The following is a 24247-nucleotide window of genomic DNA, read 5'->3' as shown; positions in this document are numbered from 1 at the left end:
CTCTCACCTCATCACTCTCTATGAGCAGGCTCGATGTGGTCGTTCAGAAGATCCCGAAGTACTCGCGGTGCTCCCATTCGGTGACCTCGGCGGTGTCGGGATGCTCCGCCGCGCACCATTCGTCGAACCGGGCCGCTTCGCTTTCCTTCAATCTCGTCAGCAGGGCTTTGAGCGGCGCCCCGAGCAGCTCCTCGGCGCTGGTGCTCGCGCGGAACGCGTCCAATGCCTCGTGCAGCGACCCGGGCAGCTCCGGATGGGAGGCCCTGCTCGCCGGTGCTCCGGAGAGCAGCCCCTCCAGCCCCGCGTGGAGCTGGGCGGCGATGGCGAGATAGGGGTTCGCGCACGGCTCCCCGATCCGGTTCTCGACATGCGTGGAGCTGCCGCCGCTGAGCACCCGGACCATTGCGCTGCGGTCCTCGAAGCGCCAGTCGACCGAGGTCGGGGACAGGCTGAACCGCGGGGCCATCCGCCGGTAGCCGTTCACGGTCGGGACCGACAGCGGGCACAGCTCCCGCGCGCGGGACAGCAGGCCTTCGACATAGGCCTCCCCCTCGCGGGAGATCGCGTCCTGCGCGCCGCCGTCCGCCGCGAACACGTTGGCGTTCGTCTTCGCGCTCATGACGGACTGGTGCAGGTGCCAGCCGCTGGAGTCGAAGCCGTCCAGGCGCGGCAGCGTCATGAAGGACGCGTGGAAGCCGCGGCGCCGGCAGGCCTGCTTGACCTGGGTGCGGAACAGCAGCAGCGCGTCCGCCGCGTCGGGGGCCAGCATCGGGTCGAAGGTCGTCTCGAGCTGCCCGGGGCCCGACTCGTGCTCGAACGTGCGCAGCGGCAGCCCGAGGGCCGTGAGCATCGAGGCCAGCGGGTCGGCGACCTCGGCCACCGTGTCGTAGTGGCCGTCGAGGTTGAACTGGTAGCCGGAGTTCACGGCCTCCACCTCCGGGGCGGGGCCCTGCGCGCCGAAACCGTTTCCCGCGTTGCCGGGCGGGCCGCCCGCCAGGCGCGTGAGGTACCACTCGACCTCCAGGCCGATCACGGGCACCAGGTCGTGCCTGGCGTACTGCGCGCAGACACGGCGCAGGACCGCGCGGGACGCGAGCGGGTGCGGCGAGCCGTCGCGCAGGAACTCGTCCCCGAGCACCCACGCGGTCCGCGGACCGGTCCGGGGGAGCACCTGGAAGGTGCGCGGGTCCGGGACGAGCACGAAGTCGCCCGCGCCGAGCAGTTCACCGACGCCCACGCCGGGGTCGGAGAGGAAGTCGACGGCGACGGCGTGGCCGGTGTCGAACAGGAACGGCCCGGCGCTGAAGTCCATGCCGTTGCGCAGCACCGTCCGGAAGACGTTCGCGGGCACCGTCTTCGAGCGGGCCAGCCCGTGCGGGTCGCAGAACACCACCCGCACGAGGTCGACGTCGTCGAGCTCCACCTCGACCCTCTCGGCCGCGGCGGCCTGCCGGTCGTCCCAGAGTCCGAACTCGGCCACGAAGGAGGGGCGCCCCACGCCGCTCGCGTCGCCGGGGAGCTCGGGCAGGGACCAGGGCCTCGACATCATGATCGTCCTCCTTGGGTTTCCTGGCCGGCGCGGGTTTCCTGGCCGGCGCGGGTTTCCCGTCCGGCGCGGGTCTCCGGGCCGACGGGGGTCTCCGGGCCGATCCGCGCCTCGATCCGGTGGGCGGCGGCGAGCACCAGGTCGTCCTCGCCGACCCGGCCCACCAGTTGCAGCCCGACCGGGAGCCCGCCGGAGGCGACGCCGGCGGGCAGGGACAGGGCGGGCTGGCCGGTGAGGTTGAACGGGTAGGTCGCGGGCGACCACGCCAGCCAGAGCAGGTCGCCGGGGTCGGCCGCCCAGGCGGGGGCGATCGCGCCCGCGGCGAACGGCTCGCACGGCACGGTCGCCATCGCCAGCAGGTCGTACCGCTCCATCACCGAGGCCAGCCGCGCCCGCAGGGCCAGCCGGGTCTCCTCGGCGCGCATGACCGCCGCGCCGCTCAGGGAACGCCCGTACCGGACGACCGCGAGCCGGCCCTCGTCGCACCACACGTCGTCCTCCGGTGCGGTGCCGCTCGCCTCGGCGGCGGCGATCACGTCCACCAGGGCGGCGTACGGGTCCGGGAAGGGGACGTCGACGCGGTCGACACGGTGTCCCAGCCCGGTCAGCACCGGCAGGGCGTCCTCGGTGACGCGGCGGACCTCGCCGGACGTGCGCGGGAACTCGATCCAGGCGATGCGCAGCGGCCGGGCGGGCCTCGTCGTGGGCGGAGGCGGGCCGATCAGCGAGTCCGGGTCGCGGGGGTCGGGGCCGGTCAGCACCGCCATGAGCTCGGCGACGTCGGCCACGCTCCGCGCGAGCGGCCCCACCTGCGCCAACCGGTCGGCGCAGGGCGGCACGTAGGGGATCCGGCCTAAGGACGGCTTGAACCCGACCACGCCGCAGAAGGACGCGGGGATGCGGATCGACCCCGCACCGTCGGTGCCGATCGCCATGTCGCACAGGCCCGCAGCCACCGCGGCCGCGGACCCGCCGCTCGACCCCCCGGCGGACCTGTCCCGCGCCCGCGGGTTGCGGGTGGGCGCGCCCAGCCTGGTGACGGTGCTCGCGCTCCACCCGTGCTCCGAGGTCGCCGTCTTACCGACCACGATCGCGCCGGCGGCCCTGAGGCGGGCCACGGCGGGCGCGTCCACCGCGGCGCGGCGGTTCGGCAGCAGCGACCCCCTCCGGGTGGGCAGGTCCCGCGTCTGGACGAGGTCCTTCACCGCCACCGTGCTGCCGAGCAGCGGCCGGTCGCGGAAGGCGGCCGCGCCCTGGGCGGCGATGAGGCGGTCGGCGGCCTCCGCCTCCCGCAGCGCGCGCTCGCCGGCGACCGCGACGAAGGCGCCGAGTCCGGCGCCGGTCTCCCGGATGGCGGCGAGGACGCTCTCGACGTGCTCGACCACCGTCGAACGGCCCAGGAGAAACGACCGTCGCGTTTCACGAATACTGTGGCTGATCGGCTGCCTGTTCGCCGATTCGGTGACGACTGACACGGCACCACTACAAGCCACTGACCAAAATCAGCGCAAGCCGCGTACGGCCGGCGAAGAGGCCGCTGGAGCAACAGCGGAGAAATGATCGGGTCAGCCTGGAAGAAAAGGCCGGCTCGCTGGTCGAGGAGGGACGGCCGAGCGGAGGCAACCGCGGATAAAAGCGCAGGAAGGGGCCGCGGGGAGGTCCTACACAATTCGCTGCGCCGCTGCGTATCCTGCCGCTCATGATATCTCGTTACTCGTTGCCGGAAATGGCGGAGCTCTGGTCGGATCAGGCCCGCTATTCCACCTGGGCGGAAGTGGAGGTCCTGGCGTCCGCGGCGCAGGCCCGGCTCGGCCGCGTCCCGGAGGAGGCCCTGGCCGACATCCGGCGCGCCCGGGTTCCGGCGGCGGCTCGGGTGGCGGAGCTCGAACGCGAGCGCGACCACGAGATCCTGGCCTTCCTCGCCGCCTTCTGCGAGGACGTCCCCGACGACTCCGCCCGCTGGGTGCACCTCGGGATGACGAGCTACGACCTCGTGGACACGGCCCTCGGGCACACCCTCGCCCGCGCCTGCGACGTCCTGCTCGCAGCCGTGGAGCGGCTCCGCGGAGTCCTCGTTGACAAGGCGTTCGAGCACTGGGAGACGGTCTGCATCGGCCGTACCCACGGGATGCACGCGGAGCCGACGACGTTCGGCCACAAGCTCGCCGGGTTCGCGTTCGCGATCGACCGCTGCGTCCGGAGGCTGCGGGCCGCGCGCGAGGAGGTCGCGGTCGGCACGATCTCCGGGTCCGTCGGGACCTACGCGCTGATCGACCCCTTCGTCGAGGAGTACGTGTGCGCGGAGCTCGGCCTCGGCGTGGAGCCCGCGCCCAGCCAGGTCGTGGCCCGCGACCGGCACGCCCAGCTCCTGCAGGCGATCGCGACGCTCGGTGCCTGCGCCGAGCAGATCGCCACGGAGGTGCGGCTGCTGTCGCGCAGCGAGGTCCGCGAGGTGGAGGAGGGGCGGACGGCCCGCTACCAGGGGTCCAGCGCCATGCCGCACAAGCGCAACCCGACGACCAGCGAGCGCCTCGCCGGGCTGGCCAGGCTCCTGCGCGGGTACGCGGGCACGGTGCTGGAGAACGTGGCGCTCTGGCACGAGCGGGACCTGGCCCATTCGTCCGTCGAGCGGGTCGCCCTGCCGGACGCGCTGATCGTCGCGCACTACCAGGCGGTCTCGACGGCGGACCTGGTGGCGGCGATGGAGGTGTCCGCGGACCGGATGCGCGCGGCCATCGACCAGACCCGCGGCCTCGCCCACAGCTCGGCGGTGCTGGCCGATCTGCTGGAGAGCGGCACCGAGCGGGAACGGGCCTACCGGGCCGTCCAGGCCGCCGCGAACGGCGTCCTCGCCGGTGGCGGGGACTTCAGCACCTTGCTCAGGGCCGAGGGGATCGACATCGACCCGCTACGGCCGGAACGTTTCCTGGTCCACCATGATGTGGTCTTCAAGAGATTGGAAGCCCTCCGTGAAATGGGACGTTGAACGCGAGAACGGCGCCGGGCTCGACATGGACGAGGTCCTCGACGTCTACCGCTCCTCGGGGCTCGGCGAACGCCGCCCGGTGGCCGACACCGATCGCATGGCGGCGATGGTGCGCAACGCCAACCTGGTCGTCACCTGCCGGATCGACGGCGCCCTCGTGGGAATCGCGCGGAGCGTCTCGGACTTCTCCTACGTCACTTACCTCTCCGACATCGCGGTCAGCGCCCCGTACCAGCGGTCCGGCATCGGCCGTGCCCTCATGGACGCGACTCGGAAAGAGGCGCCGCAGGCCAAGATAGTGCTGCTCTCCGCGCCGGCGGCGACGGATTACTATCCGCACATCGGCTTCACCAAGCACGACTCCGCCTGGGTACTGAACCCGTAACCCGCCTGACGCGCCTAACCTGCCTGACGCGACGACATGGGCGCGACGCTGGGACACAGATGAACGGCCGCCCGGTGGGCGGCCGTTCGTCTGTGTGCCTTCTTCGGTTGAACGCCGGGCCGGTCGCGGGGTTATGCGCTTTCAGGCACGGAGAGCCGCGCGTTGACGGCCTCGATCAGGGTGCGCGGGGTGGACGTCTCGAACAGCGCGGCCTCGTCCAGTTCGATGCCGAACTCCCGCTCGATCCGGCTCCCGGTCTCCAGCAGCGCCAGCGACTCGTAGCCGAGCTCGACGAAGTCGCTGTCGAGGGCCGTGGCGTCGAGGTCGACGCCCTCGCTCTCTCCCGCGGCCTCGTACAGGATGCGTCTGAGGTCGGTGATGGTGAACTCGCCGGATGCCATTGCGGCTCCTTCCCTGTGTGCCGTTCCAGTCGGTGTGCGCCGTCTCAGTCGATCGATCGCAGGACGACGGCGGAGTTGAAGCCGCCGTGCCCGCGCGCCAGCACGACGGCCGCGTGCACGGGCGTACGCCGCGGCGCGGTGACCAGGTCGATGCCGTACTCGGGAGCGGGGGTGACGTTGGCCGTCGGCGGGATCAGCCCCGAGCGCATGGACAGCAGCGCGGTGGCGACGTCCAGCGGAGCGGCGCCCGAGCCGAGCCGGCCCGTCATGGTCTTGGGCGCGGTGACCGGGACGGCACGGGGGCCGAAGACCTCGCTGATCGCCGCCGCCTCGGCGCGGTCGAGTTCCGGGATCGCGGCCGCGTCGGCGAAGACGACGTCGATCTCTCCCGGCGCGAGGCCCGCGTCGTCCAGCGCGATCTCGATGGCCTTCCGCAGCCCCGGCTCCCGTCCGCTGCCCGGCCGCGGGTCGAACGTCGACCCGTATCCGCGGATCGCGCCGTAGACCTGGGGGGCGCCGCGGCGGCGCGCGGCGCCCGCGTCCTCGACGACCAGGAGCGCGCCGCCCTCGCCGGGCACATGCCCGGCCGCGCCGGCGTCGAACGGCAGGTAGGCCCGTCCCGGGTCCTCGCCGGTGCTCAGCCGCCCGCCGGCGAGCTGGGCCACCCACCCCCACGGGCAGATCGGCGCGTCGACCCCGCCGGACATGATCAGTTCGGTGCCGCCGCGGACCAGGCGGCGCGCGTGGGCGAGCGCGTCGAGGCCGCCCGCCTGGTCGCCGACCAGCACGCCGCTCGGACCGCGCATGCCGTGCCGGATCGAGATCTGGCCGGTGTTGACCGCGTAGAACCAGGCGAACGACTGGTAGGCGCTGACGTACTGGCCGCCCTTGCTCCACAGGTTCCGGAGCTCCCGCTCGCCGAACTCGAAGCCGCCGCAGGTGCCGGCGGTCACCACGCCCATCTCGAACTCGGACATCTCTCCCGGCCGCACTCCGGCGTCGGCGAGGGCGTGGTCCGCGCCGAGGAGAGCGAACTGGGTCATGCGGTCGGTCTGCGGTATGAGCCTGCTCGGAAGGTGCTCCCCGGCGTCGAACCCGGACACCTCCCCGGCGAGCTTCGCCGGATACCGCCGCGGGTCGAAGCGCGTGACGCGGCCGATGCCGCTCCTGCCGGCGCAGGCGGCGTCCCAGTACTCGGCCGTGCCGAACCCGTTGGGCGACAGGACGCCGATCCCGGTCACCACGGCCTGGCCGGTCATTCCGCGGTCCTCCGGCCGGGGCGGGCCAGGACCATCGCGCTCTGGAAACCGCCGAAACCGCTGCCCACCGTCAGCACCGTGTCGGTGCGCCAGTCGCGCGCGGTCAGCGGTACGTAGTCCAGGTCGCATTCGGGGTCGGGCTCGTGCAGGTTCGCTGTGGGGGGCACCACGTCGTGCTCCATGGCCAGGACCGAGGCGGCGATCTCTATCGAGCCGATCGCGCCGAGCGAATGGCCGACCATCGACTTGATCGAGCTCACCGGTGTGCGGCGGGCGTGCTCGCCGAGGGCGCGCTTGAAGGCGGCGGTCTCGTGCCGGTCGTTCTGCTTGGTGCCCGAGCCGTGCGCGTTGACGTAGTCGATCTCATCCGGGCGCGTCCTGGCCCTGTCCAGCGCGGCGCGGATGGCCTCGGCCATCTCCCTGCCGTCCGGGCGCAGCCCGGTCATGTGGAAGGCGTTGCACCGGGAGGCGTATCCGGCGATCTCGGCGTACGGGCGGGCGCCGCGGCTCCGCGCGCTCTCCCACGTCTCCAGGACGAACATCGCGGCGCCCTCGCCGAGGACGAAGCCGTTGCGGGAGCGGTCGAAGGGCCGGGAGGCGTGCCCGGGGTCGTCGGAACGCGGCGTGGTCGCCTTGATGGCGTCGAAGCACGCGACGGTGATCGGTGAGATCGGCGCGTCGGTGGCACCGGCGATCATCACGTCGGCCGAGCCGTCGCGGATCAGCTCGGCCGCGTAGCCGACCGCGTCCAGCCCCGAGGTGCAGCCCGTGGAGATCACGGTGACCGGGCCCTCGGCGCCGGCCGCCCAGGCGACCTCGGCCGCGAAGGAGCTCGGCACGAAGTAGTCGTAGAGGTGCGGGACGGCGTACTCGTGGTCGACCAGATCGAGGCGGCCGCCATCGCTGACCACCCGGTACTCCCGGTCCAGGCCCATGGTGGCGCCCACGGCGCTGCCGACGCTCACCCCGACGCGGTGGGGCGCGACGCCGCTCAGGTCGAGACCGCCGTCGGCCATGGCGTCCCTCGCCGTGACGACCGCGAACTGCGCCGCGCGGTCCATGCGGCGAACCTCCTGCGGCCCGAGGCCGTGCTCCCAGGGGTCGAAGTCGGCCTCGGCCGCGACCCGGGAGCGGAACGGCGACGGGTCGAAGAAGGTGATCTTCCTGGTCGCCGTCCGGCCCTCGCTGAGCAGGCTCCAGAAGCTCTTCACCCCGATCCCGCCGGGCGCCAGCACTCCGATTCCGGTGATGACCACTCGCCGGCCGGGCGCCCCGTCGGCGCTGGACCGAGAGGCCGGCCCGGCCACTGTCAGGTTGCTGTGCACTCGACCCCTGCCTCGATGATCCGGCGGCCGCCACGGGAAACGGCGAGCGGCGTCATGCCGCCTACCGCAGACGCTTCACCAAAGCCGCCCATTCGGCGCGCTCCGCTTCCGACATCTCCGTTCCGGAGAGCCGGTCTGGACATTCCCACGGCCCGTCCCACGGATATCCACCCCAGGTCATCCCCGTCCAGATGAGCCCTTCGCCGATGTACTCCAGAAGGGATCTGACGGCGGACCTGAAACGCGGGCGTCTCATGCTGGCGTCCCTCTCTTCCAGGCCCGGGGAGACCCGCGGAAACGAGCCATCGCCACCGTGCGCCACGCCTCTCAAGGAGGAGTCGCGAAGGCATCGAAACCCGCTGGAGCCCGTTCTCGGCCCGTCCCCGGCGAGAGGTGGCGGGGCCCCGGCGGTCCACCGGCGCCGCGAGCCGGACCGGCGCTTTCTCGAGCCTTCCTCAAGGGCGGTCGTGCAGGGTTTGGCGATTGCGGGTTCCGGGCCCGCGATCCACCGACCGGAGAGGAGGCGGGGTTGGGCATCCCGCAGCCGGCCAGGCCGGCGACCACTCAGCCCGCCGCGCAGAAGCGGCGCATCCTGCGCCTGTTCCGCCCGTACCGCGGGAGCCTGCTGCTCGTCGCCGTCCTGGTGGTGGGCTCCTCGCTGGTCTCGCTCGTCAACCCGTTCCTGGTCCGCGAGATCATGGACGAGGCCCTGCCGCGCGGCAGGACGGGCCTGCTGACGCTGCTCGCCCTCAGCATGATCGTCATCTCGGTGGTCAACAGCTCGTTCAACGTCGGGCAGACCTACCTGTCCACCAGGGTCGGCCAGCTCGTCATGCACGACCTGCGCACCGCCGTGTACGCGCACCTGCAGCGGATGTCGCTGGCCTTCTTCACCCGGACCCGCAGCGGCGAGGTGCAGTCGCGCATCGCCAACGACATCGGGGGCATGCAGTCCACCGTCACGACCACCGCCACGGCGCTGGTGTCGGACCTGGCCACCGTCCTCGCCACGATCACCGCCATGCTGCTGCTCGAATGGCGGCTGGCGGCCGCGTCGCTGCTCACGCTGCCGGGGTTCGTCTGGGTGAGCCGCCACGTCGGGACCGACCGCCGCGCCATCAGCCGCGAGCGGCAGCGGGAGTTCGCCGAGCTCTCCTCGACCGTGCAGGAGTCGCTGTCGGTCAGCGGGATCATGCTCGGCCGCACCATGGGGCGGTCCCGGTCGCTGACCGACACCTTCTCCGCCCAGTCCCGCAGGGTCGCCGACCTGGAGGTGCGCGCGAACACGGCAGGCCTCTGGCACCAGTCCACGATCTGGATCGTGATGGCCTCGATGCCCGCGGTGATCTACTGGGTGGCGGGGATGACCGCGGGCGGCGGGCACATGGCCGTCTCCCTCGGAACCCTCGTCGCCTCCACCACCCTCCAGGCGAGCCTTTTCCGCCCGGCCCAGCGGCTGCTGAGCGTCAACCTGGAGATCCAGAGTTCGCTGGAGCTGTTCGCCCGCATCTTCGAGTACCTCGACCTGCCCGTGGACGTCGCCGAGCCGGAGCGTCCGGTCGAGCCCGCGCGGCTGCGCGGCGAGGTGCGGATGCGAGGCGTCGGCTTCACCTACGCCGGCGCGGAGCGGCCGACGCTGCGCGGCATCGACGTGACCGTCCCCGCCGCGCACAGCCTGGCCGTCGTCGGCGAGACCGGCTCGGGCAAGACGACCCTCGGCTACCTCGTCCCGCGCCTGTACGACGTGACGCGCGGCTCGGTCACGATCGACGGGATCGACGTGCGCGAGATGTCCTTCGCCGCCCTCGCCTCCGCGGTCGGGGTCGTCTCCCAGGAGACCTACCTCTTCCACGCCTCGGTCGCCGACAACCTCCGGTTCGCCAAGCCGGACGCGACCGACGAGGAACTGGCCGCGGCGGCGAGGATCGCGCAGATCCACGACCATCTGATGTCCCTGCCCGACGGCTACGGCACCGTGGTGGGCGAGCGCGGCTACCGGTTCTCCGGCGGGGAGAAGCAGCGCCTGGCGATCGCCCGCGCGATCCTGGGCGACCCGCCGATCCTGGTCCTGGACGAGGCCACCAGCGCCCTGGACCCCCAGACCGAGCGGGCCGTCCAGAAGGCCGTCGGCTCGGCGAGCGCGGGCCGCACCACCATCACGGTCGCCCACCGCCTGTCGACCATCCGCGACGCCGACGAGATCATCGTGCTGGACGAGGGTGAGATCGTCGAGCGCGGCACGCACGAGGAACTGCTCGGCCTCGGCGGCCTCTACGCCTCGCTCGCCAAGCGGGACCCCGCACAGGCCGCGTGAATTCCGGACGCGGCCGGCGCTGCGGGTTCCGCCATTTCTGTTTCCGTGCTGCACGGCCATCGTGTTCAGCAATTTCGGAGCTTGAGTAAAAGGCGGCCGCGGAGGGAGGATTCGAGGTGATCCCGCTTTCGAAGGAGAATTCTCGATGTCCCCACGGATGCCCAATCCCTCGATGGTCGTCCCCGGCGTGATGAAGCCCCAGCGTGAACTGGTCCAGGCCGTCAACGAGGCCGGGGTTCCGCTGCGGACGCTCGTGCTGGTCCACCTCCGCGTGGGGCAGCTCAACGGCCGGACGGTGCAGATCCCCACGAAGAAGCGCGAGTTCGAGGAGGCGGGGGAGGAGGACCACCGCCTCCCCCTGGTGGCGACCTGGCGGGAGCAGACCTGCTTCACGGGTGCCGAGCGCGCCGCGCTGGCGCTGGCCGAGGCCGTCACCCTCATCAACGACCGCGAGGACCCGGTGCCCGACGAGGTCTGGGACGAGGCCGCCGCGCAGTACGGCGAGCAGGAGCTCGGCGCCCTGGTCATCCACATCGGCCTGGTCAACTTCTGGAACCGCGTCAACATCGCGACACGGCAGGAGCCCGTGGACTGGCGCGTCAACCCCAAGAACTGGGTCCCGATGACCTCCCGGGCGGCCGCGTCCGGCTGATCTTCCCCGGGGTTCCGGCGGCAAAGGGACGCCCTGCCCGGTGGCTCATCTCTCGAGGAGGAGCCACCGGGCAGGGCTTTCGACGGGGCAGGGCTTTCGGAGGGCAGGGCTTTCGGAGGGCAGGGGCCTGGAAGGGCAGGGGGCTGGAAGGGGAGGGGCCTCAAGCGGCCCTGTGGACGATCTCCACGGGCTCGGAGTTCAGGAGGACGGGGACGGCGGCCTCGCCGCCGGCGAGGTCCATGTCCATGTCGTGGAGGCAGTCGAAGATGTCCTTGATGACGTTCTCGGCGCGCGTCCGCTCGGTGCCCTCCCAGAACAGGTCGGGGAAGAAGCTCAGGTACACCCTGCCGCCTCCCCGGCTGGAGATCTTCACCTCCATGACGTCCTTGAGGGCCATCCGGGCCTTGTAGATCAGCTCGTTCATGTGGCATCGCCCTTCGGGGTCCGGGTTCCGGGATTCTCGCGCTCGCGTCAAGAACTCATGGTGAGGCGCGTCGGTCGCCAAGGCATCTCCGACATTGCCGCAATTGGCGTCGAGTTCGCGGTGTTCAACTGCGCGAAGTGCACAGACGAACGGTGCCATAATTGACAGAAAAAGGGTGGATGCAGGTAGAAATAGCGTCCAGGAAATGATGGATCCCGCCCGAGGGAAAGCACGGGAGCGCCATGAAGATCTTGTTCATCGTCACGGGCAGCCAGGCCACGTACTACGCCGCCGCCCCGCTCGCCACCGCCGCGCGGAACGCGGGGCACGAGGTCATGCTGGCCGCCCACGAGCCGTGGGTGGAGACCGCGGAGGCCATCGGGCTCCCCACCTTCTGCTTCACGGTCCATCCGATCCGGCACTTCATGCAGCTCGCCAACCCCGGCGAGGGCCTGCGCTTCCCCGAGGAGATGGGGGACGACGCGATGGTCGGGCAGGGCCGGGGCTTCGCCCGCATGGGCCTGGCCGGGCTGGAGTCGCTGCTGGAGCTGGCGAAGGACTGGACCCCGGACGTGGTCGTCGGCAACTCGCAGAGCTACTCGGCGATGCTGTTCGCCGCCCGCATCGGGGTCCCGTACGTGCGTCACATCGAGTACCTGGGGATCCCGTTCACCGGCATCGAGCCGGGCGCCGAGGAGGAGCTCGCACCCGAGCTGGAACGCCTCGGGCTGGACGGGCTGCCCGAGCCCGACATGGTCCTCGACGCCACCCCGCCCTCGCTGCGGCCGTCCTACGATCCCCCCGCCCAGCCGGTGCGCTGGGTACCGAGCAACCCGCAGCGCCTGCTCGAACGCTGGATGTACACCCGCCCCGAGGGGCGCCGGCGCGTGCTGATCACCTCGGGCTTCCGCAGCATCATGTTCCGCGATCCGGGCTGGTCGATGCCGCTGCTGGTGAGCGAGCTGGCCGGGATGAACTGCGAGGTGCTGATCGCGGCGTCGCCCGGCGCCGCGGAGCGGTTCGGCGCGCAGCTCGGTGACGCGCGCATCGGCTGGATCCCGCTCGACGTGGCCGCCGCCACCTGCGATCTGGCGATCCACCACGGCGGCGCGACCACCGCCACGACCTTCATGGCCAACGGTGTGCCGCAGTTGATCATCCCCGAGAACCCCCCGGAGTTCTGGCCGAACTACCACCGGGCGGCCATCGCCAGGGCCATCAGCGGCTTCGGCGCCGCCAGGGAGCTGTGGCCCCAGGCGCAGGACCCCGGCAGGGCCCCGGGCGAAGTGATCGCCGAGGCCTGCCGGGAGCTGTTCTCCGACCCCTCCTACGCCGAGCGGACGCAGTTCCTCGCCAAGGAGATCGCCGCGCAGCCGGCGCCCCCCGAGATCGTCTCCCGGCTGGAGGCGCTGGCCGGCCGGTAGTCCGAGCACCGGGCACCGGTCCGGGACCCATCGCCCTGAAAGCGCGGCGGCCTTCGCTGCCGCGGCTTTCAGGGCGATGTGCGTTACCGGCCTCCGCGGTGACGCCCGGCCCGACCGGCCGGGCCGCGACCACCGTCCTGAGCCGCCGCCGTCCCGGCCATACAGAGTCGTCCCGGCCATACAGAAACGACGTGGAGAGCGCCGGGACACGCGCTCTCCACGTCGTCAGGCGGACGGCCGCCGGTCAGGGGGCCGAAAGGGATTCCAGTTCGAGCACCACCTCGGCCGGAGTGGGAAGCGAGGCGATCTCCTCGGCCAGGAGCCGGGTCCGCTCGGCGTACCGGGGGTTCGACAGGATCTCCCGGCATCCCGCGGCGACCGCTTCGCCCGGAGAGCGGCCCGCCTCCGGGCCGTCCACCATCAGGGCGGCGCCGAAGCCGGACACGCCCTCCGCGACGGCCCGGCCGAAGCCGTTGTCGGGAATGATCAGCTGGGGCACTCCGGCGTTGACCAGGGTCGCGGTGGTGGTGGCGCCGCCGTGGTGGACCGCCAGGTCGCAGGTGGGCGCGACGACGTCCAGCGGGATCCAGCCGATGCGCGCGCCGCCGAACCGCGAACCGAGCCGTTCGGCGGCCTCGGGGAGCGCGGGGATGACCACCTCGGCCCCCTCCCCGGCCAGCCCGTCCACCAGCGCCTCCAGGGAGCCGCCGGCGGTGTCGAGCACGAGGTGGCGGGTCCCCGCCGTGATCAGCACCCGGGGCCGCCCCTCGGGACGGGTGTACATCCAGGGCTGGAGACGGCACTGGCGCACCCGGGGGTACCACCGCATCGACCGTGCCGGCGGGGAGCCCGGCAGCCGCAGGGACGGCGGGCAGACGTCGATGAACAGGGCGGGCTCCGGCAGTTCGGCGACCCCCAGGCGCTCCATCTCCGGCCGGATCTCCGCCTCGATCTGAGCGCCGCGTCCCCCCTTCGGGGTGATGTGCCAGACATGCCGGACGTAGGGGACTTTGAGGCGGGCGGCGATGACCTTCGGGACGGGGGACAGGCCTCCGACCACCAGGTCGGGGGTCCAGGACTCCGCCAGTTCCAGGAGGGCGCCGAGCCGGGCTGCGGCCGTCTTGGAGTCCTGGCCGTAGTGCATGCGCTCGGAGGTGATGCAGACGGCGGGAAGTCCGACGGCCTCCGCTGCCTCCATGAGCGGCTCGTCGGCGGCCAGCAGGATCTCGTGCCCGGCGTTGCGCGCGGCCGAGGCGAGGGGGGCGACGCCGAAGACGACCGCCTGGCTGCCTCCGACGGTGAACAGGATCTTCATGGTGGTTCGGCTGCTTCCGGTGAGACGGTGGTGACGGTGGTCGGGGTCTTCCGGGGACGCTTCCGGATCACCACGCCTCGGCCGTTTCCATGATGTACCGGCCGTAGGGCGATGTGGCGAGACGGCTGCCCAGGTCGTAACAGGTCTCTCTGTCGATGTAGCCCATGCGCCAGGCGATCTCCTCGAGGCAGGCGATCCGCACGCCCTGGCGGTGTTCCAGGACCTGCACGTAGTTCCCCGCGTCGATCAGGGCGTCGTGGGTTCCGGCGTCCAGCCAGACGAATCCGCGGCCCAGCGGGATCAGCGTGGCCTCGCCCCGCTCCAGGTAGATCCGGTTGAGGTCGGTGATCTCCAGTTCTCCGCGCGCGGACGGCCGCAGCCCCCGCGCGAAGTCGACCACCTTGTGGTCGTAGAGGTACAGCCCGGTGATCGCCATGTTGCTCCGCGGCCGGGCGGGCTTCTCCTCGATCGCGACGAGCTCGTTCCGCTCGTCCAGGACGCCGACCCCGTAGCGTTCCGGATCGCGCACCGGATACCCGAAGAGGAAGCACCCCCGGACGTCCTCCGAGAGGCGCTGGAGCATGGGTCCGAACTCGTATCCGTGGAAGATGTTGTCGCCCAGCACCAGCGCGACGGAGTCGCCGCCGATGTGGTCGGCGGAGACCAGGAACGCGTCGGCGAGCCCGCGGGGCTCGTCCTGCTCGGCGTAGGTCAGGGAGATGCCGAGCCAGGAGCCGTCGCCCAGCAGCCGGTGGAAGGCCTGCGCCTCGTCCGGGGCCGTGATGATCTGGATGTCGGTGATCCCGGCCAGCATCAGCACCGAGAGCGGATAGTAGATCAGCGGCTTGTCGTAGACCGGGAGCAGCTGCTTCGAGGCGCCGAGCGTGATCGGGTGAAGCCTGGTTCCATTTCCGCCGGCCAGGATGACGCCTTTCACCGTGCCGCCTCCTCGCTGCTTCCGCGCAATCGGTAAATGTCGGAACTTCATATTGCGAAGGGCTGTTGCGGGCGGGCACCTTCGACGTTGCGCCGACGGCGAGGCGGTGGGCATTGACGGTATAAGTTCGGTCACCTTAGGCTTGCATCCGCCTGGTCCAGGCGTATCGCGCGCTGTCCGGAATTCTTTTCTTATTCAGGTGGTCCGGTGGAGAGGAAAGCCATGATGTCCGGCGACGAATCCGGGCGGGGATCCAGCATCGGCGTCATCGGGTGTGCCGACATCGCCGCGCGGCGGGCCCTGCCGGCCGTCCAGAGGTCCCCGTTCCGCCTGGCGGCGCTCGCGAGCCGCTCGCTCGAGAAGGCCGAGGGGTTCGCGGCCGGGTACGGCTGCAAGGCCGTCGCCGGTTACGACCGGCTCCTGGAGATGGCGGACGTCGACGCGGTCTACATCCCGCTGCCCAACAGCGAGCACGCCGAATGGGCGCGCCGGGCGCTGGACGCGGGCAAGCACGTCCTGGCCGAGAAGCCGGCGGTGACCGACGCGGAGACCGCCCGGGCCCTCGTGGCACTCGCGGAGGAGCGCGGCCTGCTCATCATGGAGAACTTCGCGTTCCTCCGGCACCCCCAGGGCGAGCGGGCGAGGGCTCTCGTGGACGGCGGCGAGATCGGGGAGCTCCGCGGGTACGACGGCTCGTTCGGCATCCCGCCGACCGATCCGAACGGCATCAAGTACCAGGCCGACCTGAACGGCGGGGCGCTGTGGGAGGTCGGCTGCTATCCGGTGCGCGCGGCGCAGGAGTACCTGGCCGCGCCGCTGGAGGTCCTGGGGGCAGGACTGAGATTCGATCCCGGCCTGGGCGTGGACGTCGGCGGGGTGGCGCTGCTGCGCGACGGCGACGGCGTCACCGCCACCTGCTCATTCGGGATGGCCCACGGCTACCGGTCGACCTACAGCCTCTGGGGGAGCGAGGGGCGGCTGGTGCTGGAATGGGCGTTCACCCCTTCGCGGGAGGCCCGCCCGGTACTGCGGCTCCAGCAGAGGGACCGCGAGACCAGGATCGTCGCTCCCGCGTCGGACCAGTTCGTCGGCGTGTTCACCGCGTTCCACGAGGCGATCCGCGATCCGGCGGCACGCCCGGCGCACCACCGCGAGCTGGTGCGGCAGGCAGACCTGATGGCCCGAATCCGGTCGCACGCCCTCGGGTGACCGTGCCCCGGCGGTCGATGCCGGCGCCTGCCGCCTCCCACGGGGAGCGACGGCTCGGCACGGCGTCCGTGGCCACCGGGCCCCTCCCGCCGTTCGTCATCTCAGGCCGTCCAGCAGGGGCGGGGCCCGGTGGCACTGCTCGTAGGCGGGCAGGAGGCCGGCGGCCGCCGCCTGGGCGAGCGTGGGCGCGGCCGCGTCCTTCGCCGAACGGATCGGCGGCTCCCGCAGGTTCCAGGGCAGCGCCAGATCGGGGTCGAGCGCGTCGATGTCGATCATCGTTCCCGGCTCGTACTCCTGCGAGCACAGGTAGCTCATGCAGGTGTCGTCGGTGAGGGCCAGGAACGCGTGGCCGATCCCGTCGGGCAGGTACACCGCCGTCCCGGACTCGGCGCTCTGGTAGGTGACGTCGTGGTGGCCGAACGTCGGCGAGCCCACGCGGATGTCGATGGCGATGTCCAGCGCGCGGCCGCGCACGCACGTGACGAACTTCGCCTGGCCGGGCGGGACCCTGGTGCCGTGGACGCCCCGGAGGGTGTTCCGGTGCGAGACGGAGAAGTTGACCTGCCGCACCGTCAGTTCCCAGCCGCTCTCGGCCAGCAGCGAACTGACCCTCACCGACTCGAAGAAATGCCCCCGGGAGTCGCTCAGGGGCTCGGGATCTATCCGGTACGCTCCGGGAACGGCCATTTCCGAGATCAGCACTGTGCGCTCCTTGAGTGGTCAGTTCCGCGGCCGTCCGGGTCGTCCGGCGCCAATGCTCCCGACCCCGGTATCCGAACCGGCGGTCGGTCGTCCGGCCCGCGGGCCCGCCTGCTCGCGCCTTCGGGTCGCCCGCGTCGCGAAAAATGCTGCTCACGGACCGCCAATTTTGCAAGAAAGGCCGTTCGAGTGAGGAGCACGCGCGGACAACGGGCCGTACGTTGTTCTGCCGAATTTCCGGAGAGGGAGAAGGATGACGACCGTCGGCATCATGGTGCACTGCCGCAATCTCGCCACCGAGGCTTGGGAGGAGCTGGTGTTCGGCCGGCCGGAGCACGACCGGCTCGGCGACCACGCGACCTTGGCGCGCGTCGTCCTGGGGCTGGCGCCGAGCGAGGAACCGGCCTGCGTCGTCTTCGGGCGGGGGACGTCCTGGCGCGACGGGCTCAACGAGGGCGACTACTCCAAGAGGTTCCTCCTGGACAACCTCGACCGGCTGCGCGAGTTCCCGTCGCTCGCGCCCCTGCTGGCGCGGGCCGAGGGCGGCGGCCGCCGCACCGCGTTTCGCCGGGCGATGGAGTCGGTGATCGTCACCGCCGAGGTGCGCAACTCCGTCGAGGAGATCGAGGCGGCCGCCGCGATCTTCACCGGGCACGGGGTGGAGAAGGTGATCCAGATCGCCGCCGCCAGCCACGCCCCCAGGTGCGTCAAGGAGCAGGCGGTGGCGCGTGCCCGCGGCCGGATCGACGCGGGGCAGACGTGGTTCACGGTCGCGACCGACATGCCCTACCACGGCACCAAGGCCGAGGACGTCGTCGTGCTGGAGCCGCTGCACCGCCGCGACCAGCCCATGACCCACGTGCGTCCGGGGCTTGCGGAGGTGATCGCGCCCTACTTCGGGCTGCCGGACGAGGACAAGAAGGAGTTCATCGCCCTCGTCGAGGAGTTCATGAGCCGGGCCGCCGGCAGGCGGGACGCGACCGCGCTCGAACGGGGCTGAAGGCCTCCACTCGCCTCGTCCGCCGAGACGCTGTGCCGCTGTGCCGCTGTGCCGCTGTACCCGTTCGGCCGGGGAGCGGGCCGCCCCGTCCGTTCGACTGCGCGTCCTCCACGGTTGAACGCGCGGGTTCCCGCGGTGTCGGGCTGCACGGTTTCGGTCGCACGGCAATGTCGGAGATGCCCGCCGTATCGGTGTGCCTCAGGGTGAACGCATGAGCCGGGCGCGGCGCATCCGGAGCGCGGCGCCCATCACGGCAGGAGGGGACGTGACGGACGGGAAGATCGCGCTCATCACGGGCGCCAACAAGGGCATCGGGTTCGCCGCCGCGCGGCGGCTCGGCGAGCGGGGGGTCGTCGTCCTGGTCGGCGCGCGCGACGAGACGCGCGGCAAGGAGGCCGCGAGCGCGCTGGCGGACGACGGCATCACGGCGGTGCCGCTGCGGATCGACGTGACCGACCCTGACGGTGTCGCCGGGGCCGCCCGCGAGATCGAACGCCGGTACGGCCGCCTGGACATCCTGGTGAACAACGCCGGCACCGCGGGCGGCTTCACCGGGGCGCCCGGCCAGGCGAGCGCCGCCGACCTGCGGGAGGTCTACGAGACCAACGTGTTCGGCGTGGTCACCGTGACCCGGGCGATGCTGCCGCTGCTGCGCCTTTCGGCGGCCGGGCGCATCGTGAATCTGTCCAGCCACCTGGCGTCGCTGACCCTGAATTCCGACCCGGCGTCTCCACTGGCGAACGTCAACATGATCGCCTACCAGTCTTCCAAGACCGCGCTGAACGCCCTCACGGTCGCCTATGCGAAAGAACTGCGCGGGACCTCCATAAAGGTGAACGCGGCCCTCCCCGGAATGGTGGCCACGGACCTCAACCACCGGCGCGGCGACCGGACCCCCGCCGAAGGCGCGGCGATCGTCGTCAGGCTCGCGCTGCTCGACGATTCCGGACCGTCGGGGCAGTGCCTCTCGGACGACGGCCCCGTCCCCTGGTAGCGGCCCGGCCGGGCTGAGCCGGGGCATGCCGGGAACGGGGCCTGGCTCCGGAGGCGGGCCCGCTGCCGATCCGGCGAATCGGGCCCGTGGCCGGTGTCACCTGCGCCGGCCTCGGCTGATCGCGCCGGCCACGTCCCGCCGGTCGCCTTTCGGGACACCTGGGCCGCGGCGCGCCCGGGCGGCTCAGGAGCGCTGCTGGATGCGGACCAGGTTGCCCGCGGGGTCGCGGAACGCGCAGTCGCGGACGCCGTACGGCTGCTCGGTCGGCTCCTGGACGACGTCGGCGCCGCTGGCCTGCACCTTCTCGAAGGTGGCGTCCAGATCGCCGGTGGCCAGCAGGATCCAGCCGTAGGTGCCCTTGGCCATCATCTCGGTGATGAGGCGCTTTTCGTCTTCGGTGAATTCGGGACCGACGGCCGGCGGCGCCAGCAGGATGGAAGTGTCGGGCTGGCCCTTCGGCCCGACCGTGATCCAGCGCATGTCGCCCTTGCCGACGTCGTTGCGGACCTCGAAGTCGAGATTGTCGCGGTAGAAGGCCAGAGAGGCCTCCGGGTCGTCGTGCGGAAGGAAACTCGCGTGAATGGTGATGTCCATGCCGGTCACACTAGTTGCGGCTCCGCGAACCGCGCTTCTCGATTCCTGATCGGTCGGGTCACCTCCTTCACGACGCACGGCGGCATTCCCCGCGTCACGTTCGCCACCTGCTGCCGGTAGACGCTCGGCGGCACGCCCACCAGCTCGGTGAAGCGCGTGCTGAAGGTGCCGAGGGACGAGCAGCCGACCGCGAAGCAGACCTCGGTCACGCTGAGGTCGCCGCGACGCAGCAGCGCCATGGCACGCTCGATGCGCCGCGTCATCAGGTAGGAGTAAGGCGACTCGCCGTACGCGCGCCGGAACTGGCGGCTGAGGTGCCCGGCCGACATGTGCACGCCCCGGGCGAGCGCCTCGACGTCGAGCGGCTGCGCGTACTCCCGGTCGATCCGGTCCCGCACGCGCCGGAGCCGTACCAGGTCGCTGAGGCGCTGCGCCTCGATGTGCGCGCTCGCCCACCCAGGGTGACACATGAGAGGATTCCTTTCGTCTGTCATGCGGGGTCGTGAGTAACCGGGTCAGGGAGCGGCCGGCCTCGATGCGGCGCGGCCGCCGCCCAGGTCAGGGTGACGGGGTCTCCCACACGAACCCGTCCGGGTCGGTGAACGGCCCGGCGTCGCCGCCGATCACGATCCGGTGTGATCCGGTGCCCTCCTCGGGGACGCCGGCGTCCTTGGCGAGGGAGCGGCGCTTGTAGAGCGCCAGCTTGATGGGGCTCGAGCCGGTGTCGAACTCGACGTACTTGCTGCCGAAGCTCTTGCCCACGGTGAGGCCCTGGTCGACGTAGAACTGCTTGCTCGCGGAGACGTCCTCGCAGCCCAGCAGCAGCACCATGTCGTCGAACTCCCGGGTGGCCGGGACCTTGTCCTTCTTCTTGGACGTCGCGACCTTCCAGATCGCCCCGTCCGGGGCCTGGACGACGCCGCCGTAGCCCCAGAGCGACTTCGAGGCCGGCTTCACCGCCGTCCCACCGGCGTCCAGGGCGGCCTGGATGAGCAGGTCGGCGTTGCCCGGCTGGGACACCGTGAGCGACAGCGTGTACCCGCGGAACCCTGTCGACGGAGGCTCCGAGGCCTTCAGGCGCACCTGCGAGTCCAGTCCGAGGGCCTCGGTGTAGAAGGCCTTGACGGCCGTGGGGTCTGCCACCTCGAGGGTGACGCAGTTGATGGAAGTCATGGCGGTCACGCTAGATGCGGGCCCCGCGCCCGCGCTTCTCGATTCCTGACCGGTCTGAGGACGCCCGCCCCACCGCCCTCACACGTCCGACAGCGCACCCCTCGCCGGCAGGGGCCGCCCGCTCAGCGGGGCCGCGGGACGGCCGACGCGGCGACATCCGCTTGTCGCTCATTGCGGTGACGTGATCTGGACATCACCCACGAGCGGTAGTTAATTTGAAAATCAGCCCGGCCCGCCACTGATCAGAAGCGGTCGGCGAAAAGGCCGGGAATCCCATTGTCGTGGACGGCCTTCGGGCTGCCCGAAAGCGATGCCGGAGGTCGTGGTCATGGCACCGAATTCCGTACGAGGCGCCGCGGTATCGGCCGCGCTGTCGCCCGCGATATCGGAAGAGGACGTCCGGGCGCCGGGCGGCGCGGAGAACATGGAGATCACGAGGCGGATGCGCGCCCTGTCGGACCTGGTGACGCCCTACGCCGTCCGGGTCGCCGCCACACTGCGGCTGGCGGATCTGATCGAGGCCGGTGCCCGCCGCCCCGGCGAGCTCGCCGAGCGGTGCGGGGCCGACGCGTCCGCCCTGGAGCGGCTGCTGCGGCACCTCGTCGCCAAGGGCGTCTTCGCGCAGCCGGAACCGGGGGTGTTCGCGCTCACCGAGCTGTCCCGCCTGCTGCTGACCGGGCAGCGCGACGGGGGCATGACCCCCTGGCTGGACAGCGAGGGCGGGCTGGGGCGTTCGGACGTGGCGCTGGGCCGGCTGCTCCAGGTCGTGCGCACCGGACGGCCCGCGTACGAGGACCTGTTCGGGCGGGCGTTCTGGGAGGACCTGGAGGCCGACCCCGAGCGCGGCAAGGCGTTCGACAAGCTGATGGCGGTGCAGGTCTCGTTCGTGGCGGACGAGGTCACGACCGCCTACGACTGGTCGAACGCCGGTCACGTCGTGGACGTCGGCGGCGGGACGGGCACGCTCCTGACCGCCCTGCTCACCGAGCATCCCGCCCTCCGCGGCACCCTCGTCGACCTGCCTTCGGCCGTCGAGACCGCCCGGCGCGAGCTCGCGGACGCCGGCCTGTCCGGCCGGTGCTCCTTCGCGCCGGGCAGCTTCTTCGCCCCGCTGCCGTCCGGCGGCGACGTGTACGTCCTGTCGAGGATCCTGCACGACTGGAACGACGACGCCGCCGCGGCGATCCTGCGCCGCTGCGCCGAGGGCGCGGGGCCCGCGGGCCGGGTGCTGGTCATCGAGCAGCTCGTCGACGACCGTCCGACCGCCGCGATGACCACCGCCATGGACCTGCGGATGCTCGCCACGTTCGGCGGGCAGGAGCGCTCGCTCGGGGAGTACCGCGCGCTCGCGGCGGCCGCCGGGCTCTCGCCGCGCGAGCACATCGTCACCAGGTCGGGACGCTCGATCCTCGAATTCGCGGTCGGTTCCTAGGCCGGCGTCCGGCGTTCAGGTCGCATTTCCGGATATCGCCGCTCGCTCTAATGGATTCCACCCATCCTTGACCGGGACTGAAGAGCCCTTCGGCAGGCTGCGAAAGTGTCGTGTCCAAAGGCTGGCCGGCAGATCCTGGAAGGACGAACATGGGGACGGTCGAGGTTCCGGTTCTGATCGTGGGCGGCGGAGGATGCGGCCTGTCCGCCTCGAATTTCCTGTCCGACCACGGTGTCGGCCATCTGCTGGTGGAACGGCACCCGGACACGTCGGAGATACCGAAGGCGCACTACCTCAACCAGCGCACGATGGAGATCTTCCGCCAGCACGGGCTCGACGGGGAGGTGGTCGGGCAGGGCGCGCCGGTGGAGATGTTCGGCAAGGTGCGCTGGCTGACCTCGCTCGGCGGCGAGGGGGCGGTGGACGGCCGGGTGGTCTACGAGATGGACGGGTTCGGCGGCGGTTCGCTGCGCGACAGGTACGCCGCGGCCGGACCGATCCTTCCCTACAGGCTGCCGCAGCACCGGCTGGAGCCGGTGCTGCGCCGGCACGCCGAGAAGCGCAACCCCGGGCGCGTCCTCTTCGGCCACGAGCTGGTCGCCTTCTCCGACGAGGGCGACCGCGTCGTCGCCGAGATCCGCGAAGCCGGAACCGGGCGGATCACCACGGTCGCCGCGCGGTACCTGATCGCGGCCGACGGCGGCCGGACGGTCGGCGCCGCCCTCGGCGTCGAGATGCGGTACCTGCCCGGGGGCCTGGCCGGGTCCCAGCAGGTCACGACCGCCTTCTTCACCGCCGACATGTCGGCGGTGTGGCACGAGGGCGCGCACATCACCCACTTCCTCAACCCGTACGACCCGCACCTGTCGTGCAACCTCATCGAGATGGGGCCGAGATGGGGGAAGGAATGCGAGGAGTGGGTCCTGCACTTCCCGCCCAACGCACCCGTCCAGTCGGACGAGGAGTCGGTCGTCGCCAAGATCCGTGACGTCCTGGGCCTGCCCGACCTGGACCTCACCCTGCGCCACGTGACGCGATGGACGGTGGAGGCGGTGCTCGCCGACCGCTACCGGGACGGGCGGGTGCTGCTCGCCGGCGACGCCGCCCACCGCCACATCCCCACCGTCGGGCTCGGCCTGAACGGCGGGATCCAGGACGTGCACAACCTCGCGTGGAAGCTGGCCGCGGTGCTCGACGGCGCCGCGCCCGACGGCCTCCTCGACACCTACGAGGCGGAGCGGCGGCCGGTCGGCAGGAGCAACGTCGAATGGGCGGGATCCGTCGCGTCCCACCACCAGTCGATCCTGAACGCCGTCGGCCTCGGGCCGCGCGTCCCGGCGGAGCGCCGGGGGCCGATGTTCGCCGCCCACTTCGACCCCTCGCCGCTCGGCGCCGCCAGGCGGGCGCGGGCGGCGGAGATCTTCCGAACCCACCGCGGCGCGAGCGAGGCGCACGACATGGAGCTCGGCTTCGCCTACGAGGAGGGCGCGGTCGTGCCGGACGGAGCCCCGCCGCCGCGCCGCGAGCCCCTTCGCGACGTGTACCGCCCCACGACGCGCCCCGGGCACCGGCTGCCGCACGTCTGGATCGGAGACGACGGCCGGCGCCTTTCCACCCACGACCTGGCCGGCGCCGCGACCGGCTTCGTGCTGCTCGCCGGGCCGGACGGGGCGGCGTGGTGCGAGGCGGCCGCGCGGGTCGCCGAGCGGTACTCGGTCACGATCCGAGCGGTGCGGATCGGGGACGGCGCGGAGTTCGCCGACACCGGCGGCGGGTGGGCGGCCGTCCGGGAGACGACCGGCGAGGGCGCCGTCCTGGTGCGTCCCGACAACCATGTGGCCTGGCGGAGCATCGGCGGCAGCGAGGACCCCGCGGGCGTTCTGGGGCATGCGGTCTCCCGCGTCCTGGGCGTCGACGCCCGCCCCATGGCCTGAACGGCTTGACCGGACGGCCCGGCGAGGGCGGCCAAGGCGGGTGCCGAGCGACGGCAGGAGTCCGGCACCCGCCGATCCGCGCATTCACTGATCGCGCCGACGCCGATCACGGTGCCCTTCGAACGGACGCGGACGCCGACGGCGACATTACGCGCCCGGCGGCGCGTTGATGGCCGTCCATATTCGGTGGTCTATTTCGCTGCCAGGGCTTTCTTGCATTCCGTCCCGATGACGCGCCGACCGG

Annotated in this window: 22 protein-coding genes; 10 read left to right on the top strand and 12 right to left on the bottom strand. The window is 71.7% G+C overall.

Annotation, left to right across the window (positions count from 1 at the left end):
• Positions 1-43 precede the first annotated feature (43 nt).
• On the bottom strand, positions 44-1549 hold the full coding sequence (locus FKD65_RS20995) for a glutamine synthetase family protein (RefSeq protein ID WP_205718751.1): 1506 nt from the start codon (positions 1547-1549) through the stop codon (positions 44-46).
• Positions 1546-2931: an amidase gene (locus tag FKD65_RS20990; RefSeq protein WP_141579103.1), complete on the bottom strand. Its 1386-nt coding sequence runs from the start codon at positions 2929-2931 to the stop codon at positions 1546-1548. The genes FKD65_RS20995 and FKD65_RS20990 overlap by 4 nt, the downstream gene beginning before the upstream one ends.
• A gap of 314 nt (positions 2932-3245) precedes the next feature.
• Between FKD65_RS20990 and purB the strand changes: the two genes are divergently transcribed.
• The gene (gene purB, locus FKD65_RS20985; protein WP_141579102.1) at positions 3246-4532 is read left to right on the top strand and encodes an adenylosuccinate lyase; all 1287 of its coding nucleotides are present in this window, start codon (positions 3246-3248) and stop codon (positions 4530-4532) included.
• Entirely contained in the window at positions 4516-4917 is a 402-nt protein-coding gene (locus FKD65_RS20980) for a GNAT family N-acetyltransferase (RefSeq protein WP_141579101.1), read from the top strand. Before purB ends, FKD65_RS20980 begins: the two co-directional genes overlap by 17 nt.
• 131 nt (positions 4918-5048) lie before the next feature.
• On the opposite strand, the gene FKD65_RS20975 is transcribed toward FKD65_RS20980, so the two are convergent.
• The 3 genes from FKD65_RS20975 to FKD65_RS20965 are packed head-to-tail and all read right to left on the bottom strand — an operon-like array spanning position 5049 to position 7833.
• Entirely contained in the window at positions 5049-5318 is a 270-nt protein-coding gene (locus FKD65_RS20975) for an acyl carrier protein (protein WP_141579100.1), read from the bottom strand.
• A gap of 44 nt (positions 5319-5362) precedes the next feature.
• A complete protein-coding gene (locus tag FKD65_RS20970; RefSeq protein ID WP_141579099.1) occupies positions 5363-6577 on the bottom strand; it encodes a ketosynthase chain-length factor in 1215 nt (404 codons plus the stop codon).
• The gene (locus FKD65_RS20965; RefSeq protein ID WP_302931610.1) at positions 6574-7833 is read right to left on the bottom strand and encodes a beta-ketoacyl synthase; all 1260 of its coding nucleotides are present in this window, start codon (positions 7831-7833) and stop codon (positions 6574-6576) included. Before FKD65_RS20965 ends, FKD65_RS20970 begins: the two co-directional genes overlap by 4 nt.
• Positions 7834-8431: 598 nt before the next feature.
• Here FKD65_RS20965 and FKD65_RS20955 point away from each other — a divergent pair.
• Positions 8432-10216, top strand: a complete 1785-nt coding sequence (locus FKD65_RS20955; RefSeq protein ID WP_141579097.1) for an ABC transporter ATP-binding protein — start codon at positions 8432-8434, stop codon at positions 10214-10216.
• Between the two features lie 145 nt (positions 10217-10361).
• Complete coding sequence (locus FKD65_RS20950) at positions 10362-10868, top strand: carboxymuconolactone decarboxylase family protein (RefSeq protein WP_141579096.1); 507 nt, start codon at positions 10362-10364, stop codon at positions 10866-10868.
• Between the two features lie 160 nt (positions 10869-11028).
• Here the strand turns inward: FKD65_RS20950 and FKD65_RS20945 are convergent, their stop codons facing one another.
• Positions 11029-11292, bottom strand: coding sequence for a hypothetical protein (locus FKD65_RS20945; RefSeq protein WP_141579095.1), 264 nt, complete (start codon positions 11290-11292; stop codon positions 11029-11031).
• 242 nt (positions 11293-11534) lie between these two features.
• Between FKD65_RS20945 and FKD65_RS20940 the strand changes: the two genes are divergently transcribed.
• Positions 11535-12716 carry a glycosyltransferase gene (locus FKD65_RS20940; RefSeq protein ID WP_141579094.1) on the top strand — a complete coding sequence of 394 codons (1182 nt, stop codon included), beginning with the start codon at positions 11535-11537 and terminating at the stop codon, positions 12714-12716.
• A 244-nt stretch (positions 12717-12960) separates the two neighbouring features.
• Here FKD65_RS20940 and FKD65_RS20935 read toward each other — a convergent pair whose 3' ends face one another.
• Positions 12961-14031, bottom strand: coding sequence for a glycosyltransferase (locus tag FKD65_RS20935; protein ID WP_141579093.1), 1071 nt, complete (start codon positions 14029-14031; stop codon positions 12961-12963).
• Positions 14032-14098: 67 nt separating this feature from the next.
• Entirely contained in the window at positions 14099-14968 is an 870-nt protein-coding gene (rfbA, locus tag FKD65_RS20930; RefSeq protein WP_141579092.1) for a glucose-1-phosphate thymidylyltransferase RfbA, read from the bottom strand.
• Positions 14969-15193: 225 nt separating this feature from the next.
• Between rfbA and FKD65_RS20925 the strand changes: the two genes are divergently transcribed.
• Entirely contained in the window at positions 15194-16177 is a 984-nt protein-coding gene (locus tag FKD65_RS20925) for a Gfo/Idh/MocA family protein (protein WP_205718750.1), read from the top strand.
• Between the two features lie 96 nt (positions 16178-16273).
• Here FKD65_RS20925 and FKD65_RS20920 read toward each other — a convergent pair whose 3' ends face one another.
• Positions 16274-16879: a dTDP-4-dehydrorhamnose 3,5-epimerase family protein gene (locus tag FKD65_RS20920; RefSeq protein ID WP_141579091.1), complete on the bottom strand. Its 606-nt coding sequence runs from the start codon at positions 16877-16879 to the stop codon at positions 16274-16276.
• Between the two features lie 250 nt (positions 16880-17129).
• Here FKD65_RS20920 and FKD65_RS20915 point away from each other — a divergent pair, with 250 nt between their 5' ends.
• On the top strand, positions 17130-17876 hold the full coding sequence (locus FKD65_RS20915) for a hypothetical protein (RefSeq protein WP_141579090.1): 747 nt from the start codon (positions 17130-17132) through the stop codon (positions 17874-17876).
• 265 nt (positions 17877-18141) lie between these two features.
• Positions 18142-18870, top strand: a complete 729-nt coding sequence (locus FKD65_RS20910; RefSeq protein WP_141579089.1) for an SDR family oxidoreductase — start codon at positions 18142-18144, stop codon at positions 18868-18870.
• Between the two features lie 183 nt (positions 18871-19053).
• Here the strand turns inward: FKD65_RS20910 and FKD65_RS20905 are convergent, their stop codons facing one another.
• From FKD65_RS20905 to FKD65_RS20895, 3 genes are all read right to left on the bottom strand, one after another.
• The gene (locus FKD65_RS20905; RefSeq protein WP_141579088.1) at positions 19054-19464 is read right to left on the bottom strand and encodes a VOC family protein; all 411 of its coding nucleotides are present in this window, start codon (positions 19462-19464) and stop codon (positions 19054-19056) included.
• A gap of 5 nt (positions 19465-19469) precedes the next feature.
• Positions 19470-19934, bottom strand: coding sequence for a helix-turn-helix transcriptional regulator (locus FKD65_RS20900; RefSeq protein ID WP_141579087.1), 465 nt, complete (start codon positions 19932-19934; stop codon positions 19470-19472).
• An 88-nt stretch (positions 19935-20022) separates the two neighbouring features.
• Positions 20023-20637, bottom strand: coding sequence for a glyoxalase (locus tag FKD65_RS20895; RefSeq protein ID WP_141579086.1), 615 nt, complete (start codon positions 20635-20637; stop codon positions 20023-20025).
• A 328-nt stretch (positions 20638-20965) separates the two neighbouring features.
• On the opposite strand from FKD65_RS20895, the gene FKD65_RS20890 reads away from it, so the two are divergent.
• Both FKD65_RS20890 and FKD65_RS20885 read left to right on the top strand, forming a co-directional pair.
• Positions 20966-22069: a methyltransferase gene (locus tag FKD65_RS20890; protein ID WP_240810262.1), complete on the top strand. Its 1104-nt coding sequence runs from the start codon at positions 20966-20968 to the stop codon at positions 22067-22069.
• A gap of 149 nt (positions 22070-22218) precedes the next feature.
• Positions 22219-24003: an FAD-dependent monooxygenase gene (locus tag FKD65_RS20885; RefSeq protein ID WP_141579085.1), complete on the top strand. Its 1785-nt coding sequence runs from the start codon at positions 22219-22221 to the stop codon at positions 24001-24003.
• The last annotated feature ends 244 nt before the right edge of the window (positions 24004-24247 follow it).

Origin of the sequence: Actinomadura sp. WMMA1423, from assembly GCF_006547145.1 — a bacterium.
Taxonomy (GTDB): Bacteria; Actinomycetota; Actinomycetes; order Streptosporangiales; family Streptosporangiaceae; genus Spirillospora.
This window is presented reverse-complemented; position numbering and strand designations above follow the sequence as displayed.

What these genes read in the sequence shown, in the direction of transcription:
- FKD65_RS20995 (WP_205718751.1), bottom strand. Translation starts at nt 1,549, where the DNA reads ATGATGTCGAGGCCCTGGTCCCTGCCCGAGCTCCCCGGCGACGCGAGC.
- purB (WP_141579102.1), top strand. Translation starts at nt 3,246, where the DNA reads ATGATATCTCGTTACTCGTTGCCGGAAATGGCGGAGCTCTGGTCGGAT.
- FKD65_RS20975 (WP_141579100.1), bottom strand. Translation starts at nt 5,318, where the DNA reads ATGGCATCCGGCGAGTTCACCATCACCGACCTCAGACGCATCCTGTAC.
- FKD65_RS20970 (WP_141579099.1), bottom strand. Translation starts at nt 6,577, where the DNA reads ATGACCGGCCAGGCCGTGGTGACCGGGATCGGCGTCCTGTCGCCCAAC.
- FKD65_RS20950 (WP_141579096.1), top strand. Translation starts at nt 10,362, where the DNA reads ATGTCCCCACGGATGCCCAATCCCTCGATGGTCGTCCCCGGCGTGATG.
- FKD65_RS20945 (WP_141579095.1), bottom strand. Translation starts at nt 11,292, where the DNA reads ATGAACGAGCTGATCTACAAGGCCCGGATGGCCCTCAAGGACGTCATG.
- FKD65_RS20940 (WP_141579094.1), top strand. Translation starts at nt 11,535, where the DNA reads ATGAAGATCTTGTTCATCGTCACGGGCAGCCAGGCCACGTACTACGCC.
- FKD65_RS20935 (WP_141579093.1), bottom strand. Translation starts at nt 14,031, where the DNA reads ATGAAGATCCTGTTCACCGTCGGAGGCAGCCAGGCGGTCGTCTTCGGC.
- FKD65_RS20925 (WP_205718750.1), top strand. Translation starts at nt 15,194, where the DNA reads ATGTCCGGCGACGAATCCGGGCGGGGATCCAGCATCGGCGTCATCGGG.
- FKD65_RS20915 (WP_141579090.1), top strand. Translation starts at nt 17,130, where the DNA reads ATGACGACCGTCGGCATCATGGTGCACTGCCGCAATCTCGCCACCGAG.
- FKD65_RS20905 (WP_141579088.1), bottom strand. Translation starts at nt 19,464, where the DNA reads ATGGACATCACCATTCACGCGAGTTTCCTTCCGCACGACGACCCGGAG.
- FKD65_RS20900 (WP_141579087.1), bottom strand. Translation starts at nt 19,934, where the DNA reads ATGTGTCACCCTGGGTGGGCGAGCGCGCACATCGAGGCGCAGCGCCTC.
- FKD65_RS20895 (WP_141579086.1), bottom strand. Translation starts at nt 20,637, where the DNA reads ATGACTTCCATCAACTGCGTCACCCTCGAGGTGGCAGACCCCACGGCC.
- FKD65_RS20890 (WP_240810262.1), top strand. Translation starts at nt 20,966, where the DNA reads ATGGCACCGAATTCCGTACGAGGCGCCGCGGTATCGGCCGCGCTGTCG.
- FKD65_RS20885 (WP_141579085.1), top strand. Translation starts at nt 22,219, where the DNA reads ATGGGGACGGTCGAGGTTCCGGTTCTGATCGTGGGCGGCGGAGGATGC.